The sequence below is a fragment of the Inquilinus sp. CAU 1745 genome, assembly GCF_039839375.1.
Lineage (GTDB): Bacteria > Pseudomonadota > Alphaproteobacteria > DSM-16000 > Inquilinaceae > JBDOQU01.
Genome location: NZ_JBDOQU010000007.1, coordinates 119,328 through 136,341, shown reverse-complemented (window position 1 = coordinate 136,341; position 17,014 = coordinate 119,328). Strand labels below are relative to the sequence as shown.

The following is a 17,014-nucleotide window of genomic DNA, read 5'->3' as shown; positions in this document are numbered from 1 at the left end:
AGTCTTCGACCAGGTCACGAAGTCATCGGACGTTCAGACCAAACAACGATGCATCTGCTGAACGCAGAGCGCCAACAATGCCATCGAGCCGTGCTGTCCTCAGCGCCGCTTGCTTGTGCATCAGGGGAGGGAGAGAAAGTCATGGCCGTCAAGCTGAACCAGCACGACCTCCAGTTCATCCTCGACCAGATCAAGATCGCGGAAGCGCACGTTGCGGGAACGCCGCTCGATCAACTGATCGCGCAGCCACACCTGCCCTACGGGCTTCGCACCGTGGACGGCACCTACAACAACCTGATCGAGGGACGTGAAACCTGGGGCTCCGCTGATCAGGTCATGCCGCGTTTCCTGGACCCGAACTACGTGAACGAAGGCGACGACAGCTTTCACGGCGTGATCAACAACAACGATTACGGGGTCGTCGGAGCAGAAACCGGCGATCCTGCCCAGAACGGGGGACACACCGGCAACGTCGTCGACGCCGATCCCCGGATTATCTCCAACCTGATTTCGGACCAGACGCTCAAGAATCCGGCGGCGATCACCGCGGCGCTGCAACATGCCGAGTATGAGGGGGACATTTCCCTGGCCGTCGGCGCGGTGCGGGACGAGTACGAGGCCTATCTGACGACGATCGTGACCGGAAACCTGACGGCGGACGGCAACGAGGCGGCGCTGGCCCAGGCCAAGGCGGGCCTGGATCAGGTCCTGCTCGACGACTATGGCATCGTGATGGACGGAAACAGCATCATGCTGCCGAACGTCGCGCCCGACGAAGGACTCTCCGCGCCGTTCAATGGCTGGATGACCTTCTTCGGCCAGTTCTTCGATCACGGGCTGGACCTGATCCACAAGGGCGACAACGGCACGATCTATATGCCGCTGATGCCGGATGATCCGCTCGTAACCCACGGGCCGGACGGCATTCCGGACAGCGGCGACGAGGTCAACGTCAACATGCCGCTGGTCCTGACGCGTCTCACGCCGACGGTCGGGCCGGGCGCCGATGGGGAATTCGGCACCGAGGACGATACGGTGGACGCCACGAACAAGACGACGCCGTTCGTCGACCAGAACCAGACCTATACCTCCCATCCGTCGCACCAGGTCTTCCTGCGCGAATATGCGATGGTCGAGGGCAAACCGATGGCGACGGGCCTTCTGCTCAACGGCGCCACCGGCGGTCTGCCGACCTGGAAGGACGTCAAGGATCAGGCGCGGGATAAGCTCGGCATCGAACTGGATGACCGAGATGTTTTCGGCGTTCCGCTGCTGCTGACCGATCCTTATGGCGAATTCATCCGGGACGAGAACGGCTTCCCTCAGGTCGTGATCAATATCGGCCCCGACCTGATCCCGAACACCGAGGATGATGTCACCGTCAGCGGCACGTCGGCCGCTCCGATCTTGCTCGCCGAGCTGAATGGCGGCCGTGGGCCGGTGCGCACCTCTCACGCGTTCCTCGACGACATTGCGCACAACGCCGTTCCCATACTGATACCGGGACAAGAGGGGCAGCCGGCCATCCTGATGCCGGACCCGAACTCCGGCACCGATCCGATCGGCGATCCGGTCGAGCCGGACCCGGATACCGGAGCAGCCCTCTACGACAACGAACTGCTGGACCGTCATTTCATCACCGGCGACGGCCGGGGCAACGAGAATATCGGCCTGACGGCCGTCCACCATGTCTTCCATTCCGAACACAACCGGCAGATCGAGGTGAACAAGAAGTTCATCCTCGAGATCGCGAGCAGCGGCAAGCAGGAAGACATCGACTTCCTGAACGAATGGCTGCTCGATCCCGTGGCTGCAGGCTTCGATCCGGCCACCCTCAAGTGGGATGGCGAGCGACTGTTCCAGACCGCGCGCTTCGCCACCGAGATGCAGTACCAGCACCTTGTGTTCGAGGAATTCGGGCGCAAGGTTCAGCCTCTGATCGACGTCTTCATCTTCAATACGGTGACGGACATCGATCCCGCGATCTTCGCCGAGTTCGCTCATACCGTTTACCGGTTCGGGCACTCGATGCTGACGGACCATCTCAAGCTTCTCCCGCTGAACGAAGCGGGCGAGCCGGTGGCGTATGATGCGGAGGGGAACGAGATCCCCGTCGGCACCGCGGATTGGGGCATCGATGTCGGCCTCATCGAAGCCTTCCTGAACCCCATCCTCTTCGACCGGGACCAGAGCATTTCGGCGGAGCAGGCCGCCGGCGCGATCTTCCGCGGAATGACCTATGTCCACGGCAACGAGATCGACGAATTCGTGGTCGACTCGCTGCGGAACAACCTTCTCGGCCTGCCGCTGGACCTGCCGGCGATCAACATCGTCCGCGGCCGTGACGCCGGTGTGCCGTCCCTGAACGACGCTCGCGAGCAGCTTTATGCCGCGAGCAACTCGACCTGGCTCAAGCCCTATGAGAGCTGGGCCGATTTCGGCGCCAACCTGAAGACCCCGGCGTCGATCATCAACTTCATCGCGGCCTACGGCATGCATCCGCTGATCGCCGCGGAGGAGACCATTGAGGGCAAACGCGCCGCCGCGATGGCCATTGTGTTCGGCGGGTCGGAGATCGTCTACGGCGATCCGGACACAGCCTCCGACAACCGCCTGATCAACGCTCCTGCGGACCGCCTCGACTTCCTCAACAGCAAGGGTGCGTGGACCGCCGAGAGCAGCGGGCTCAACGCGGTCGATCTCTGGATCGGCGGGCTTGCCGAGAAGATCATGCCCTTCGGCGGCATGCTGGGCTCGACCTTCAACGCGGTTTTCGAGCTGCAACTGGAGAATCTGCAGGAAGGCGACCGCTTCTACTACCTGTCGCGGACGCAGGGCCTCAATCTGCTCAATGAGTTGGAGAACAACGCCTTCTCGAAGTTGATCATCGCCAACACGGACATGACGCACCCTGGCGCTGACGGGATCCTTGGCACCGAGGATGACGAGGTCAACTTCCATGTCGGCGTCGACTCGTTCGCCAAGCACGATGTCGTGCTCGAAGTGGACGAATCCAAGCAGATCGCAGCGGACCCCGAAGGCGACGACCCGTTCCTGAACGCCATCCGTGAAAAGGTCCAGCGGGACGATCCCACCACGCCGGAGGCGGACGAAAACTACCTTCGGTTCACCGGCGGCGAACATGCCGTGATGGGCGGGACCGAGAACGACGACACGATCATCGGCGGCGACGGCGATGACGCGATCTGGGGCGATGGCGGCGACGACGTGATCGAAGGCGGCCACGGCGTCGACCTGATCATCGGCGGCGCCGGCGATGACCGGATCACCGATACCGGCGACACCGGCGACTTCATCAAGGGCGGGGACGGCGATGACGTCATCGCCAACTCGAACGGCCTCGACGTGGTCATGGGCGGCGACGGAGCCGACGTAGTCTTCATCGGCGTCGATGCAACGGAAGTGTTCGCCGGCGAAGGCGACGACTTCATCCTTGGCGGCGCCGACCACGACTTCATCCTCGGCAACGAGGGCAGTGACTGGATGGAGGGCGGCGACGGTTTCGACGTCCTGAACGGGGACAATTCGGAGCTGTTCTTCAACTCCACCATCCTCGGCCACGACGTGATGTTCGCCGGCGCCAACGAGAACGATTTCGACGCCGAATCCGGCGACGACATCATGGTTCAGGGCGAAAGCGTCATGCGGAACGAGGGCATGTTCGGCTTCGACTGGGCGATCCACAAGGGAAGCCCCGTCGCGGCGGATTCTGACATGCGCATCCCGATCTTCACGACGGTCTTCGACGACATCCTCCGCGATCGGTTCGACCAGACCGAGGCGCTGTCGGGCTGGATCCACAACGACATCCTTCGCGGCGACGATCGGGGCAGCACGGAGGAGATCGAGGTCGAATTCAGCCTCGAGAATCACGGGCTGACCCAGGCGGGCGTCAACCGGATCGACGGTCTGCGTGAGCTTCTCGGGCTCAGCATCGAGGATGCGCCGACCGACCCCGATATCGACCTCGAAAGCATCGTCGCCTGGGCCGAGGGAAACATCCTGATTGGCGGCGACGGCAACGACACGTTCGAGGGTCGCGGCGCGGACGACTTCATCCATGGCGACGCCTGGCTGAATGTCCGTCTCAGCATCCGCGAACTGGACGGCGACGGCAATGTGACCGAGACGGAGAGCTTCACCGTCGACAGCCTGAAGGAACTGGTCACCGTCGGCGGCCAGACGAAGGCGCTTTCCGCCTTCCTGCAGTCAGGCGAGATCAAGCCGAAGCAGCTGAAGATCGTGCGCGAGATCAAGTATGACGAGGATCCCAGCGGCGATACCGACACGGCGATCTTCCGGGGCAACCGGGACTGGTACGAGATCACCCATGTCGGCGACCGAACCTACATCGCGCGGCGGGAGAGCGAGGACATCGACCCGCAGATCGACGAGGGCGTCGATACGCTGATCGGGATCGAGCGGATCCAGTTCGCGGACGGGCTCTATACCATCCGCGAAACAGGGAACGTCGATCCGACCGGCCGACTGGTGATCGAGGGCTTGCCGGCTCGGGAAGACCAGCCGCTGACCGTCAACGCGGACAGCATCCGCGATATGAACAACCCTGACGGCAGGGTCGGCCCGACCGACATCACCTTCCGCTGGCAGATCGAGCGGAACGACGGGACCGGCGACTACATCGACATCCCCAACGTTTCCGGCGACACCTTCACGCCGGGCGACGAACACGACGGGCTGCGGGTCAGGGTGCTCGGCACCTATATAGACGCCGGCGGCGTGACGGAGATCGTCTCCTCGCACCCGACCGATCCGGTTCTCGGAGTGAACGACAACCCGACCGGCCCGCTTCTGATCAGCGACATGTCCCCGACGGAGGGGCAGGAACTGACCGCGACGGTCGCCTTCAGCGATCCGGACGGGATGACAGATGCGTTCGAGGAGTTCCTGCTCACCTATCAATGGCAGTTCTCGCCGAACGGCGTGAACAACTGGCAGAACGTTCCGGCGGAAGCGGGCGGCAACGACCGCAGTTTCACGCCTGGACCGGATCTTGTCGGGTATCGTCTGCGGATGGTCGTGGTCTACGAGGACGATCTACTGAACACGCACGAGGTTATCTCGGAAGTGACGCAGGTCGTCGGCAACTACATCGAAACCGATGATCCCGTCGTCAACAACACCACCGGCGGCGATGCCGAGGGCGGCACCAACCAGGGCGACGACATCGTAATTGGCGGCGATGGCGATAACTTCATCAATGCCCAGGGCGGCAACGACACCATCAACGGCGGAGACGGCAACGACACCCTGTTTGGCGCGAATGGCGACGACACGCTCGATGGCGGCCTAGGCGACGACACCGTCACAGGTCATGCCGGCAACGACACGATCATCCACGGCAACGGCCATGGCAGCGACACGATCAACGCCGGTCCGGGCGAAGACAGGCTGCGGATCGTCGAAGGCAGCTTCGGCGCCGATGACGAGGTGGAGGTCAGGCTGAACGGCGGGTCGGTCGATCGGGTGAACAGCACGACTACCGTGGTGAACGTGGAGGCGACCGATCTCGATCTCGGCGCCGGCAACGACACGCTGACCTACGACACGGCCGAAAATGTTTCGGTGAACCTGCTCAGCGGCGCGGCGACGGGCTTCTCCGTCACCCGAGGCGTGGACAACGTCACCGGCGGCGCCGGGGACGACACGCTGTCGGGCAACAGCGCCGGGAACCGGTTCGAGGGCCAGGAAGGCGACGATGCGCTGAGCGGAGGCTTCGGCGACGACCAACTCGCGGGCGGCGAGGGTAACGACGACCTCCGGGGCGAGGCCGGCGACGACCATCTCGAAGGCGGCGGCGGCGACGACCGGATCGATGGCGGGGCAGGGCGGGACACCGCCTCCTACGCCGCCGCGGCCGCGGCCGTCACGGTTTCCCTTTCAGACACGCCGACACGGGCGAGCTTCGAGGAGCAGGATACGATCGGCGCGGGCATCGACCGGCTGATCGAGATCGAGAATCTGGTCGGCAGCGCCTTCGCCGACACGTTGACCGGCGATGAAGAAGACAATGTCATCGACGGCGGCGCCGGCGCGGACGTGATGACGGGCGGCCTCGGCGACGACACCTACGTCATCGAAGATGTCGCCGATCAACCCGTCGAAGCCCTCGGCGGTGGCGAGGACACCATCCGTTCGTCTCTCGTCGCCTATCAGCTTGGCGACAACCTTGAGAACCTTGTGCTCGACGGGACCGATAACATCGACGGCGAGGGCAACGGGCTCGACAACCGGGTCACCGGCAATATCGGCGACAACAACCTCGAGGGAGGTTCAGGCACGGACACCCTGGTGCTGAAGGGAGGAATCACCGACCACACATTCTTCATGGACGCCGGCGCCTTCAAGGTCTCGAGCAACACGGGCGGGACCGACACGCTCAACGGCATAGAGCGCGTCGAGTTCGACGGCGCCAGCTACGCCTTCGCCCGCGGCACAAACGGCGCGGACACCGTGGGCGGCACCGCCGACAACGATCTCGTTCTCGGGTTCGATGGCGACGACACCCTGAACGATGATGCCGGCGACGACATCCTCGTCGGCGGCAACGGCGATGATCTGATGAGCGGCGGCGCCGGAAACGACACCTACCTCATCACCGAGGCAGGGGACCGCGTCAACGAGACGGGAGGCGACGGCGTCGACACCATCATCGCCACGATCACCGTCGATCTGCACCAGACCCGTGGCGATCATGTCGATGGCATCGTCGAGAATCTGACGCTGATCGGCGACGCCGACATCGACGGCACGGGACATAATCTGGCGAACGTGCTGATCGGCAACTCCGGCAACAACAGGCTGGGAGGCGGCAACGGCGATGACACGCTGATCGGCAATGCCGGCAACGATCGGCTGCTCGGCCATACCGGCGACGACTCGGTCGATGGCGGCCAGGGCAACGACGTGCTGAATGGCGGCGCCGGCATCGACACCGCTGTCTTCGCGGGCTCCGCGAGCGACTATGTCTTCGGCTTCGGCGCCTCGGCCCTGGCGACCGTCACGCACCTTGAAAGCGGTGAGGTCGACAGTCTCTCAAACATCGAGAAGCTGAGGTTCGGCGACGGTCCGGAGCTGGCCATCGTGAGCGGAGACGGGGACATCGGTTCCACGGATCCCGGGATCATCTTCGGCGGCGACGGCAACGATACGATCGTCGGCAGCACCGGCGACGACGTCATCATCGGCGGTCCCGGCGACGACACGCTGAACGGCTACGACCTCGGCGACGGCGATGACGATGCGGTCGCGCTCCAGGAGGACGATGATACGTTCATCTGGAGACCCGGCGACGGCGCCGACACCGTCAACGGCGGTGGTGAAGGCGTGGAGGGAGACCTTTTCCAGATTGTCGGAAACGGACAGGCCGAAACCTACCGGATCTACACCTACGACGAGGCGGTCGCCCGGATCGCCTTCGCCGGAAGCGACGAGAGCGAGATCGTCGTCACCCGGCAGGTCGCGGGAGAGCCCGAGACCATCATCGCGGAGCTGACGGAGATCGAGGAGATCATCGTGAACGGCGGCGGGGTCAGCGAAAGCGGCCAGTTCGGCGGCGACACCGTGGAGATGTACGGCAGCTTCAACATCGCCACCAGCCTGCGGCCCGACACGATCACCATCGTGGGATCGAGCGGGGACGACACGGTCGATATCTCTTCGCTCCTGTCCGATCATCGGATCGTCTTCAAGACGAAGGGCGGCAACGACGTCATCGTCGGCGCCCTGCGGCCCCAGGATGTCGTGGAACTCGCGGCCGGCAAGACGATCGAAGACTACGTCAGGACAACCAACCCGAACGGCTCGACGACGATCACCAGCGATACCCATTCCGTCACCTTCTTCAGCGCGGGCGATGTGCCCCCGCAGTTCGTTGCCGCAGACGACGAAACCGGCGCGACCGATGGAACCGCGGACACCGGCAATCCCGACGGTACGGGGGATGCCGATCAAACCGGCGGCGCCGATGAAACCGGGGGTGACGGCGAGGGGAATGCCGTCGACGAAGATCAGAACGGTTCCCAGGATGAAGGCGAGCCTTCCCCCGTTCCCACCGGGTCTACCGGCGTCGTCGGCACATCCGATGCCGACGCCCTTGCCGGCGGCTCGGAAGGCGAGACGCTGATGGCGCTGGGCGGACGGGATGTTGTGTTCGGCGGCGATGGCGACGACAACGTCATGGGCGGCGGCGAAGCCGACATGCTCTATGGCGACGGCGGGGCCGACCGTGTCCTTGGCGGCGCCGGCGACGACTACATCGATGCCGGTTCGGGCGACGACGCGGTCTTCGGCGGCGACGGCGACGATTTGATCGTGGCGGCGGACGGTGACGGCGACGACACCTACTACGGCGACGACATGGTGGGCGGAACCGGCAACGACACGCTCGACATGTCGGCGATCACGGCCAACATCGCCGCCGACCTGGGCAGCACCGGCTTCATGGGCCGCGGCAGCGTCTCGAGCGACCAGTCTGGCCGCGATACGCTGTGGGGCGTGGAGAACATCGTCGCGGGTTCGGGCGACGACGCCATCACGGCGAGCGATGCGGTCAACGTCATGGACGGCGGCGGAGGCGCGGATACCTTCCGCTTCCTCTCCGCCGCGAACGCCGACGGCGACACGATCATGGGTTTCCAGGCCGGCGATCGGATCGACCTCAGCGGCATGGACGCCGACGGCTCCGCCTCGGGTAACGGGAGCTTCACCCTGATATCCGGCGCGTTCACGGGCAAGGGCCAGTTGATGGTCTCCCACGAAACCCGCGACGACGAGGACTACACCGTCGTCCAGGGCAACACGACAGGCGGCGACGAAGCTGACTTCAAGATCAGCATCAAGGGGTCGCACGACCTGGCCGACAGCGACTTCGCCCTCTAGCCGCAATCCCTGCGGACCGGGCCCCCGGTCCGCAGGGAACGCGAATGAGGCGTGTCGCAGCGGGGGAACGTCATGGCGTCCAAGAATTCCAAATCCGGGTCGAAGCGCAAGAGCGCCGAGCGGCTCACCAAGGGGTTCAGGAGGATCATCGTCTTCCTGTTCGGGATGTCGGGGATCATCAACATCCTCGCGCTCACCGGCGCGTTCTACATGCTCCAGATCTACGACCGGGCCCTGACCAGCGGCAGCGTTCCGACGCTGGTGGCGATCTCCGTGCTGGCGATCGGCCTCTACTTCTTCCAGGGCCTGTTCGACATCATCCGCTCGCAGATCCTCGTGCGCATCGGCGCGCGGCTCGACCGGAAGATCGCGCCGATGGCCCATCAGGTCGCGATCGACATGCCGCGCTTCGGCTTTTCGACGGCTGAATCCCTCGAACGGGGCCGCGACGTGGACACGGTGCGCGGCTTTCTGGGCAGTCAGGGACCGGTGGCCTTGTTCGACCTTCCCTGGATGCCGCTCTTCCTCGCATTCGTCTACATGCTGCATCCCTGGCTGGGCGCGTTGACCTTCTGCGGCGCGTTCATCCTCACGGTGCTGACGATCGTCACCGAGCTGATGACCCGCCGCCTGAGCAACGCGACCCATCAGGCGGTCGTCACGCGCAACGCCGTCGCCGACTCCAACGCCCGCAACGCCGATATCCTCAAGGCCATGGGTTTCGGGGGGAGGGCCGTCGCCCGCTTCAACCGCGCGAACGAGGAGCATCTGGAGCTTCAGACGCGCACCAACGACATCAGCGGCACCTTCGGCGCGATCTCGCGGGTGCTGCGCATGATCCTCCAGTCGGCGGTCCTCGGCCTCGGGGCGCTGCTGACGATCCAGGGCGAACTTTCCGCCGGCGCGATCATCGCCGCCTCCGTCGCCTCCGCCCGGGCGCTCGCCCCGATCGACCTGGCGATCGGCAACTGGAAGAACGTGGTCTCCGCGCGCACCGCCTTCCAGCGCCTCAAGGAAACGGTCGTGGCGCTGTCGGAGGCCGAGGAGCCGATGGACCTGCCCGCGCCGCGCTCATCGCTGAAGGTGGAGAACATCACCGTCGCCGCGCCGGGGTCCGGCCGGGTCCTGCTGAGCGAGGTGAGCTTCGAGCTCAAGGCCGGCCAGGCGGTCGGCATCATCGGCCCGAGCGGCGGCGGCAAGACCACACTGGTCCGGGCCCTGACCGGCATCTGGCCGACGCTGAGGGGCGGCGTGCGTCTCGACGATGCCGAGTTGACGCAGTGGGACGACGAGACCCTTGGACGGTTCATCGGCTATCTGCCCCAGGACGTCGCGCTGCTGGACGCCACGATCGAGGAGAACATCTCGCGGCTTCAGGGCGAGCCGGACGCCCGGGCCATCGTGGAGGCGTCGACGGCCGCGGGCGTTCACGAGATGATCGTGCGCATGCCGGACGGCTACCATACCGAGCTGGGACCCCAGGGCATGGCGCTTTCGGGCGGGCAGCGGCAGCGCGTCGGGCTTGCGCGGGCGCTTTACGGCGACCCGTTCGTCGTCGTGCTGGACGAGCCGAACTCGAACCTCGATGGCGAAGGCGAGGCCGCGCTGACCGCCGCGATCCAGGGCGTCAGGCAACGCGGCGGCATCGCGGTCGTGATCGCTCACCGTCCCAGCGCGCTGGTCGCCGTCGATCTCGTGGCGGTGATCCAGAACGGCCGGATGACGGCATTCGGGCCCAAGGACGAGATCATCGGCAAATCCACCCGCCGCGAAGCGCCAGCAGCTGAGACGGCTCCCATGAAGGAGGCGCGCGCCGACCTGTCCGCGCGAGCATTGGCATGATCGAGGTCAAAGGCGCGAAGACGGAAACGCCGGAAGCCGACGCTTCCCAGCGCTACGTCCTGAAGGGCATGGATGCGAAGTCGAAGACGCCGCTCGCCATAGGCCTCCTTCTGACGGGACTCGCGCTTTACCTGAAGTCGTTCTTTCCGGGATGGGCGACGCCGCCCGAGAAGGTTCAATCCGAACCCGATGGCGACGTCGGTGACGAGGCCGGGGTCGCCGAACCCGGAATGTCCGCGCCCGAACCGGCGAAGGTCTCGCAGGACGATGACCATAAGGGTGGGGCCGTCGCGCCGGAAGGCGACGACATGACCCCCGGAGGAAGCGCTCTGGCGAACGTCCTGTCGCTGCGACCCACGCCGTTCGCTCTGGTCGAGTCGCCCGCCTTCGACTTCATCGAGCCCAAGGGTTCGCCGGGTATCGGAGGTGTTAGGCCAGTGCCATTGCTGGCGCGCCCCGCCAACGATAATGGGCTTGTCGCGGGGACCGCCGGTTCGGCCGGGGGTGGCGGCGACAGTCCGGCCCCTGATGGAAGCAAGGACCCGGAAGACGAGACGGGTGACGATCCGGAGGACGAGGACCATCCTCCCTCCGACAATCGCGCGCCCCGCGTGACGGGACCGGTCTATCTGCTGGACGTGGTCGGCTGCGCGACGCTGGCTGTCGGCCTGTCGGATCTCCTGCGGAATGCGCATGACCCGGACGGCGACACGCTTTCGGTGAAGAATCTGGCGGTTTCCTCGGGAACGCTGACCCGGACGGATGATGGCTGGATGTTCGACGGCGGTCCGGATCATCTCGGACCCGTCACCATCGCCTATCAGATCACCGACGGCGAAGCCACGATCGACCAGGTCGCGTACTTCTCCGTGGTCAGGCCGCCGCCCATCGAAGGAACCGCCGCCGCCGACATGCTTCTCGGCGGCATGTGCGCGGACGAGATTGCCGGCTTCGATGGCGACGACAACATCGACGGCCGGACCGGCGACGACTTCATAGCCGGGGGAAATGGAGACGACCATATCGTCGCGGGTGGCGACGACGACGTCGTCTTCGGCGGCGACGGCGACGACGTCGTCTTCGGCGGGGCGGGGAACGACCACATCTCAGGTGGAAACGGCGATGACACCCTGTTCGGCAATGACGGCGACGACACGATCTTCGGCGACGGAGGCAGCGACCTCCTGAACGGAGGAGCGGGACGGGACCTCCTGTTCGGCGGCGATGGCGGCGACGTGCTTTCGGACGGCGAAGGCGCGGATGTCGTTCACGGGGGCGACGGCGACGATCGCGTGGTTGCCGCGCTCGACGGCGACCGGGACGCCTATGATGGCGGGGAGGGGCACGACACGCTGGATTATTCCGGCGCGTCGGAAGACCTCGCGATCGATCTCGTCGATGGCGCCGCCGGCGGGGTGGAGATCGGCGACGATCATGTCGTCGGGTTCGAGACCGTGCTGAGCGGCGAAGGGGACGACCATTTCGTCATCGGCGACAAAGCCGTCATCCTGGCAGGCGGCGGCGGCGAGGATATCTTCGAGTTCAGCGACCCCGGCCAGCCGGCCGAAGGGCCTGCGGCTTTCCATGAAATCCTGGACTTCACGGCCGGGGATCGGGTGCGGATGTCCAGGTACGACATCTTCGAGAAGGTCATGGACGAGTTGGAGGACCGCTTCGAGGACATCTATGGCGACGACGTCGATGACGACGATCTGGCGATACGCTACCGGCACGATCGGACCGACGAGATGGACCGGACCTTCATCGAGGTTGATTTCAACAGTGACGACGTATGGGAGACGACGGTCGCCTTGCAGGGGCATTACGCCCTGGTGGCGATCGAGAACGTCTAGCTAGATTCCGGTGATCCGGGCGGACAAGACGCAAACGGGCGGGGAGCAAGGGGCATGGGCGACACCACAGGCAAGGCATTTCGGATCGGCCCGCGCGTGCTCGCGGGCGCCGCTCTCGGGGTTCTCCTCGTCGCCGGCGCCGGCGGCTGGGCGGCGACCGCGGAACTGACCGGCGCCGTGATCGCGCAAGGGTCGGTGAAGGTCGACCAGAACCTGAAATCTATCCAGCACCGCGACGGCGGAATCGTCAGTGAAATCGCCGTCAGGGAAGGCGACTTCGTCCAGGCGGGACAGATGGTGCTGCAGCTCGAAGATGCGCAGACGAATGCGGAGCTTTCGATCGTGCGTTCGCAGCTGGTCGAGCTGACCGTCAAGAAATCGCGGCTGCTGGCGGAGCGTGACGGGCTCGAGGCGATAGAGTTCCTGCCCCACCTGGACATCGAAGACCCCGCCATCGCATCGATCGTCAGCGGCGAGATCCGGCTCTTCGATGGCAACCGCGTGCATCGTGAAAGCCAGAAACGGCAGCTCGAACTCGGCATCGAGCAGATCGGCGAGGAGATCGAGGGGCTGGAGGCGCAGCGGGCGTCGAAGGTCGACGAGTTCGCGCTCGTCGAGGCCGAGTACCAGAAGCTGAGGGACCTTGCCGAGAGAAGGCTGGTGGAAGGGTCGCGCGTCTACACCGCAGGCCGCGACATGGCGCGCCTGTTGGGAGAGCGCGGGGAGATCGACGCGGCGATCGCCAGGGCCAGGACGCGCATAAGCGAGGTCCGGCTCCAGATCATCGCCATCGACCAGACCGCCCGCACGGAGGCGCAGCGGGAGCTGAGCGATGTCGACACGAGGATATCGGAGCTTCGCGACCGCCGGACCGCGATCGAGGACCGGCTGTCCCGCACCAACATCCGCGCCCCGATCTCCGGAACGATTAACGAGCTCAACATCCACACCATAGGGGGCGTGATCACGCCTGCCGAGGTGCTGGTCACCATCGTTCCGGAGGACGCCAGGCTCAAGATCGAGGTCAAGCTGACTCCCGTGAGCATCGACCAGGTTTCGATCGGTCAGTCGGCCAGGCTTCGCTTCACCGCGTTCAACCAGAGGACGACGCCGGAGCTGAGCGGCGAGGTTTCCTATGTGTCGCCGGCGACGACCCGGGATCCGGTCACCGGGGAGATCTATTACCTAGGGGACATCGAGGTGTCGGAGGAAGAACTCGCGAAGCTGGGCGACGTGGAGTTGCTGCCCGGAATGCCCGTCGAGGTCTTCGTGTCCACCGAGGAGCGGACCGCCATGTCCTATCTGGTGAGGCCTCTTACCGACCAGTTCAGCCGGGCCTTCAGGGAACAGTAGGAAGAGCGGCCCGGAGATTCCCGGAACGGAGAGTCACTCGATCCTGTAGGCTTCGGTCCTGACGGAGACCGGCTCTCCGTTGCGGATCAGCTTGACCGTCACGCGATAGGCGCCCTGCAAGGGCGCGCCGCGCCTGCCCGCATAAGCCGTGTATGTGGCCTTGGGCCGGTCGAGGGCTTCCGTCGTTCGGGATACGAATGCGCCGCCGGACGGGTCGGCGATTTCGATGAGGACCTGGTCGCCTTCGTGGAGATTCCGAAGCCACGCCCATCCTACCAGCGCGGGCGATGCGCTGCTCGGACGTGGCGGCGGACCGGACAGCACGAGCTGGGAATGATCCACGACGGAACCCGCAAGTCCGAACGCGAGGAAATGGCCTCTACCCTGTTCCAGGGCCTCCAGGGCGGGATCGGAGAAGAGCGGCTCCGACGGCGCGCCCGGTTCACCGCAGTCCTCCCCGATCATTCGTCCGGTCAAGGGATCGATCGGCCGCCCTTCCTTGCGGATGGTGACGTGAAGGTGGGGGAACTGGGCCAGCCCGGAGGCGCTGATTTCCCCGATCTTGTCGCCTTCCCGGACGATATCGCCGCTTCGGACGGCAAGGCTGCCCTGCCTCAGATGACAATACTGGATTTCGATCCCTTCGCCATGGTCGATGACCGCGCCGTTTCCGCATTCCCGGTTGCCGACTTCCGCCCTGTCGTCCGCAGTCAGCACCGGGCGATCGGGTTCCTCGTCTCGCCACCGCAACACCCGGCCATCCGCCATGGCGAGAACAGGAACGCCTCTGGCGACGTCCGTCATGGAGAGGAGGCGGAGGTCGACTCCGTCGTGCCCATCATATGTGGCCGTTCCGCAGAACGGATCGACGGCTTCGGGGCCGGGAGCCATGTCCGGATACTGCTGGACGAAGCAATCCTGGCCGGGGGCGCAGTCGGCGGGAAAGGCAAGTTCCTGGGCGACCGAGGGGAGGGAGCCCAGCGTGACCGCTATCCCCGCGGCAAGGCGAAAGTGACGAAAAAGGTGTAATCTCAAAAATTTTGATCCAAAATTGTTACAGTTATGATATCTTAATTACCTAAATTTTGATAAAAACACAATGTGTGAAGGGGCCAGGATGACTCCGATTTCACTTGCGGTGATTGATCATCAACCGTTCATGCTGGAAGGCGTTGTCGCGCATTTCTCGAAGGACCGTCGGTTCGATGTCGTAGCGCAGGGCGTTTCGGGCGATGAAGCGACAGGCATTGCCGAACGCCACCATCCTCGCCTGTTGATCATGGATCTGCCCGCTCCTGATGCGTTGCGAGCTATCGTCAAAATCCGGTCCATGGCAAGAGATACAAGGGTAGTCATCTTTACCGCTGAAAGCGACGATGATCATGCCATCAATGCCCTTGATGCCGGCGTCGCGGGGTACATTCTGAAAACCAGCACAGCCGGCGAGCTGACGCGCGCGATCGAAGCGGTGGCGCGCGGTGAAACCTTTATTGCCGACGGAATCTCGGGAAGGATCATCAGCGCCCTTCAGAACAGGGCGTTGCGCAAAATGGAAGCCCAGTCGAAAAAGTTGAGCGCCCGCGAGGAGCAGATCGTTCGCCATTTGCTGTGTGGCCGAACCAACAAGGAAATCGCATCCAGCCTGTCGATCAGCGAGAAGACGGTGAAGCACTACATGACCGTCCTCATGCAGAAGATGAACGCACGGAACAGGCTTCAGGTCGTTCTGACGGCCCAGCAACTTGCCGGCGCAACGACATCGCGGATCGCACGTACTGGCAGTTCGTATGTAGGACGGCTTAATTGTTTGATATCGTTGCCGTTCGTATCGGAACTGTCCTCAATGGCGGCGCTCGTCTAAATGACGCCCATCCAGCCGATGAAATCTACCGTGAGCCGGGCCAGGAAGGTGTGGCCGCATGACCGGAGCGGGAGGCTCCATGCCGCCGCTGTTCAACGGGCTGACGGCATGGAAACCGGAGACTACCGGCGGCAGCGCTGGCAGAGCAGCCGGACCGATTCGCTGTCGGTATGCCAGCGGATCTTGACGCCGACCTGGAGCAGGTCGGTGAACCAAAGCGGCGGATCGGCGGTGGCTTCGAGTTTCGCGCCGGCTGGCTCGCCACGTCATCGACCGGTCGTCGGCCGGTTTCGCGTCCGGGCCTGACGGCAGGGGACGAGACGGCCGGAAAAGCCCGCACCGCCGACCGCTGGGGCCGGCGGCACGGGAGTTGGCGACTACCGCCGGGCCCGTTGGCAGAGCAGGCGAACCGAGCGGTCGTCCGTGTGCCAGCGCATCTTGACTCCATGCTTGAGCAGGTCGCTGAGCCGGGCGGCGATTTCCCGGCCCTGAAGGCGCCGGGCGCGGGCGGTGTCGGCGGTTCCGGGGGCTGTGCTGGAGAGCGCTTGGTAGACGTGAAGGTCGTCGACCAGAGCCTCGAGCTTCCGAGCCTGGCGCGGCGCGAGCCACGGGGCGGGCTCTGTCTCGATATCGCCGCCGCGGCCGACGACGGTCAACAAATCGTCGCGCCATGGCGCCCAGGCGACTTGACGGGTCCGCGCGCTGTTTGTGGATGTGCGCATATCTGATTGCTCCTCAGTAGCGACCACGGGAGTGTGATCAAGAGCAGCCGCGGAACGTCTCTGGATGGGGAGAATGGCCCGGCCCCAAAGGAGAGGCCGGGCGATCCTTGATCGGCGGGCTATTGGTCCGAGGCCGTGCCGAGCGGCCGGCCGAGGCGGTAATATCTCGACACGGTGCGAGCGACGCCGCGCTGCTCGTCGATCCAGACCAACTGGGACGTAGTGATCCATCCTCCGTCCTGAAGACGCGGATGGCCGGTGACGACGCCGATCAGTCCATCCGGCGGCTCGACGCTGTAGGTCCAGTGATCTAGCAGGGGGGCGGCGTCGAGATTGACGCCGGGCGGGATCTCGCCACGCTGGAGATAGGGGAGTTCGTGCTGAAGCTGCGCGAAGAGCAATTTTGCTTCTTCTCGAGTTCGATACATGAGTGATGTCCTGAACATGCTCGCGACGGCCGG

At 64.7% G+C, this 17,014-nt stretch carries 8 protein-coding genes; 5 read left to right on the top strand and 3 right to left on the bottom strand.

All coding sequences use genetic code 11. The annotated features are described in order from the left end of the window. Positions 1-141: 141 nt before the first annotated feature. The 4 genes from AAFN89_RS10705 to AAFN89_RS10690 all read left to right on the top strand — a co-directional run bounded on the left by AAFN89_RS10705 (position 142) and on the right by AAFN89_RS10690 (position 13,970). Positions 142-8,922 (top strand): peroxidase family protein, encoded by an 8,781-nt coding sequence (locus tag AAFN89_RS10705; RefSeq protein ID WP_347538871.1) that lies wholly within the window; start codon positions 142-144, stop codon positions 8,920-8,922. Between the two features lie 72 nt (positions 8,923-8,994). Beyond that, a complete protein-coding gene (locus AAFN89_RS10700) occupies positions 8,995-10,764 on the top strand; it encodes a type I secretion system permease/ATPase (RefSeq protein WP_347538869.1) in 1,770 nt (589 codons plus the stop codon). After that, positions 10,761-12,617: a cadherin-like domain-containing protein gene (locus AAFN89_RS10695; protein ID WP_347538867.1), complete on the top strand. Its 1,857-nt coding sequence runs from the start codon at positions 10,761-10,763 to the stop codon at positions 12,615-12,617. The genes AAFN89_RS10700 and AAFN89_RS10695 overlap by 4 nt, the downstream gene beginning before the upstream one ends. Positions 12,618-12,671: 54 nt before the next feature. Then, positions 12,672-13,970, top strand: coding sequence for an HlyD family type I secretion periplasmic adaptor subunit (locus AAFN89_RS10690; protein ID WP_347538865.1), 1,299 nt, complete (start codon positions 12,672-12,674; stop codon positions 13,968-13,970). Between the two features lie 33 nt (positions 13,971-14,003). Here AAFN89_RS10690 and AAFN89_RS10685 read toward each other — a convergent pair whose 3' ends face one another. Continuing rightward, positions 14,004-15,005, bottom strand: coding sequence for a M23 family metallopeptidase (locus tag AAFN89_RS10685; protein WP_347538863.1), 1,002 nt, complete (start codon positions 15,003-15,005; stop codon positions 14,004-14,006). A gap of 82 nt (positions 15,006-15,087) precedes the next feature. On the opposite strand from AAFN89_RS10685, the gene AAFN89_RS10680 reads away from it, so the two are divergent. Further along, on the top strand, positions 15,088-15,831 hold the full coding sequence (locus AAFN89_RS10680; protein WP_347538861.1) for a response regulator transcription factor: 744 nt from the start codon (positions 15,088-15,090) through the stop codon (positions 15,829-15,831). 377 nt (positions 15,832-16,208) lie between these two features. On the opposite strand, the gene AAFN89_RS10675 is transcribed toward AAFN89_RS10680, so the two are convergent. Both AAFN89_RS10675 and AAFN89_RS10670 read right to left on the bottom strand, forming a co-directional pair. Then, the gene (locus AAFN89_RS10675) at positions 16,209-16,553 is read right to left on the bottom strand and encodes a hypothetical protein (RefSeq protein WP_347538859.1); all 345 of its coding nucleotides are present in this window, start codon (positions 16,551-16,553) and stop codon (positions 16,209-16,211) included. A 119-nt stretch (positions 16,554-16,672) separates the two neighbouring features. Continuing rightward, positions 16,673-16,981, bottom strand: coding sequence for a DUF6634 family protein (locus tag AAFN89_RS10670; RefSeq protein WP_347538858.1), 309 nt, complete (start codon positions 16,979-16,981; stop codon positions 16,673-16,675). Positions 16,982-17,014 lie beyond the last annotated feature (33 nt).

Coding starts and splice junctions, on each gene's coding strand:
- AAFN89_RS10705 (WP_347538871.1), top strand. CDS start 142: ATGGCCGTCAAGCTGAACCAGCACGACCTCCAGTTCATCCTCGACCAG.
- AAFN89_RS10700 (WP_347538869.1), top strand. CDS start 8,995: ATGGCGTCCAAGAATTCCAAATCCGGGTCGAAGCGCAAGAGCGCCGAG.
- AAFN89_RS10695 (WP_347538867.1), top strand. CDS start 10,761: ATGATCGAGGTCAAAGGCGCGAAGACGGAAACGCCGGAAGCCGACGCT.
- AAFN89_RS10690 (WP_347538865.1), top strand. CDS start 12,672: ATGGGCGACACCACAGGCAAGGCATTTCGGATCGGCCCGCGCGTGCTC.
- AAFN89_RS10680 (WP_347538861.1), top strand. CDS start 15,088: ATGACTCCGATTTCACTTGCGGTGATTGATCATCAACCGTTCATGCTG.
- AAFN89_RS10675 (WP_347538859.1), bottom strand. CDS start 16,553: ATGCGCACATCCACAAACAGCGCGCGGACCCGTCAAGTCGCCTGGGCG.
- AAFN89_RS10670 (WP_347538858.1), bottom strand. CDS start 16,981: ATGTATCGAACTCGAGAAGAAGCAAAATTGCTCTTCGCGCAGCTTCAG.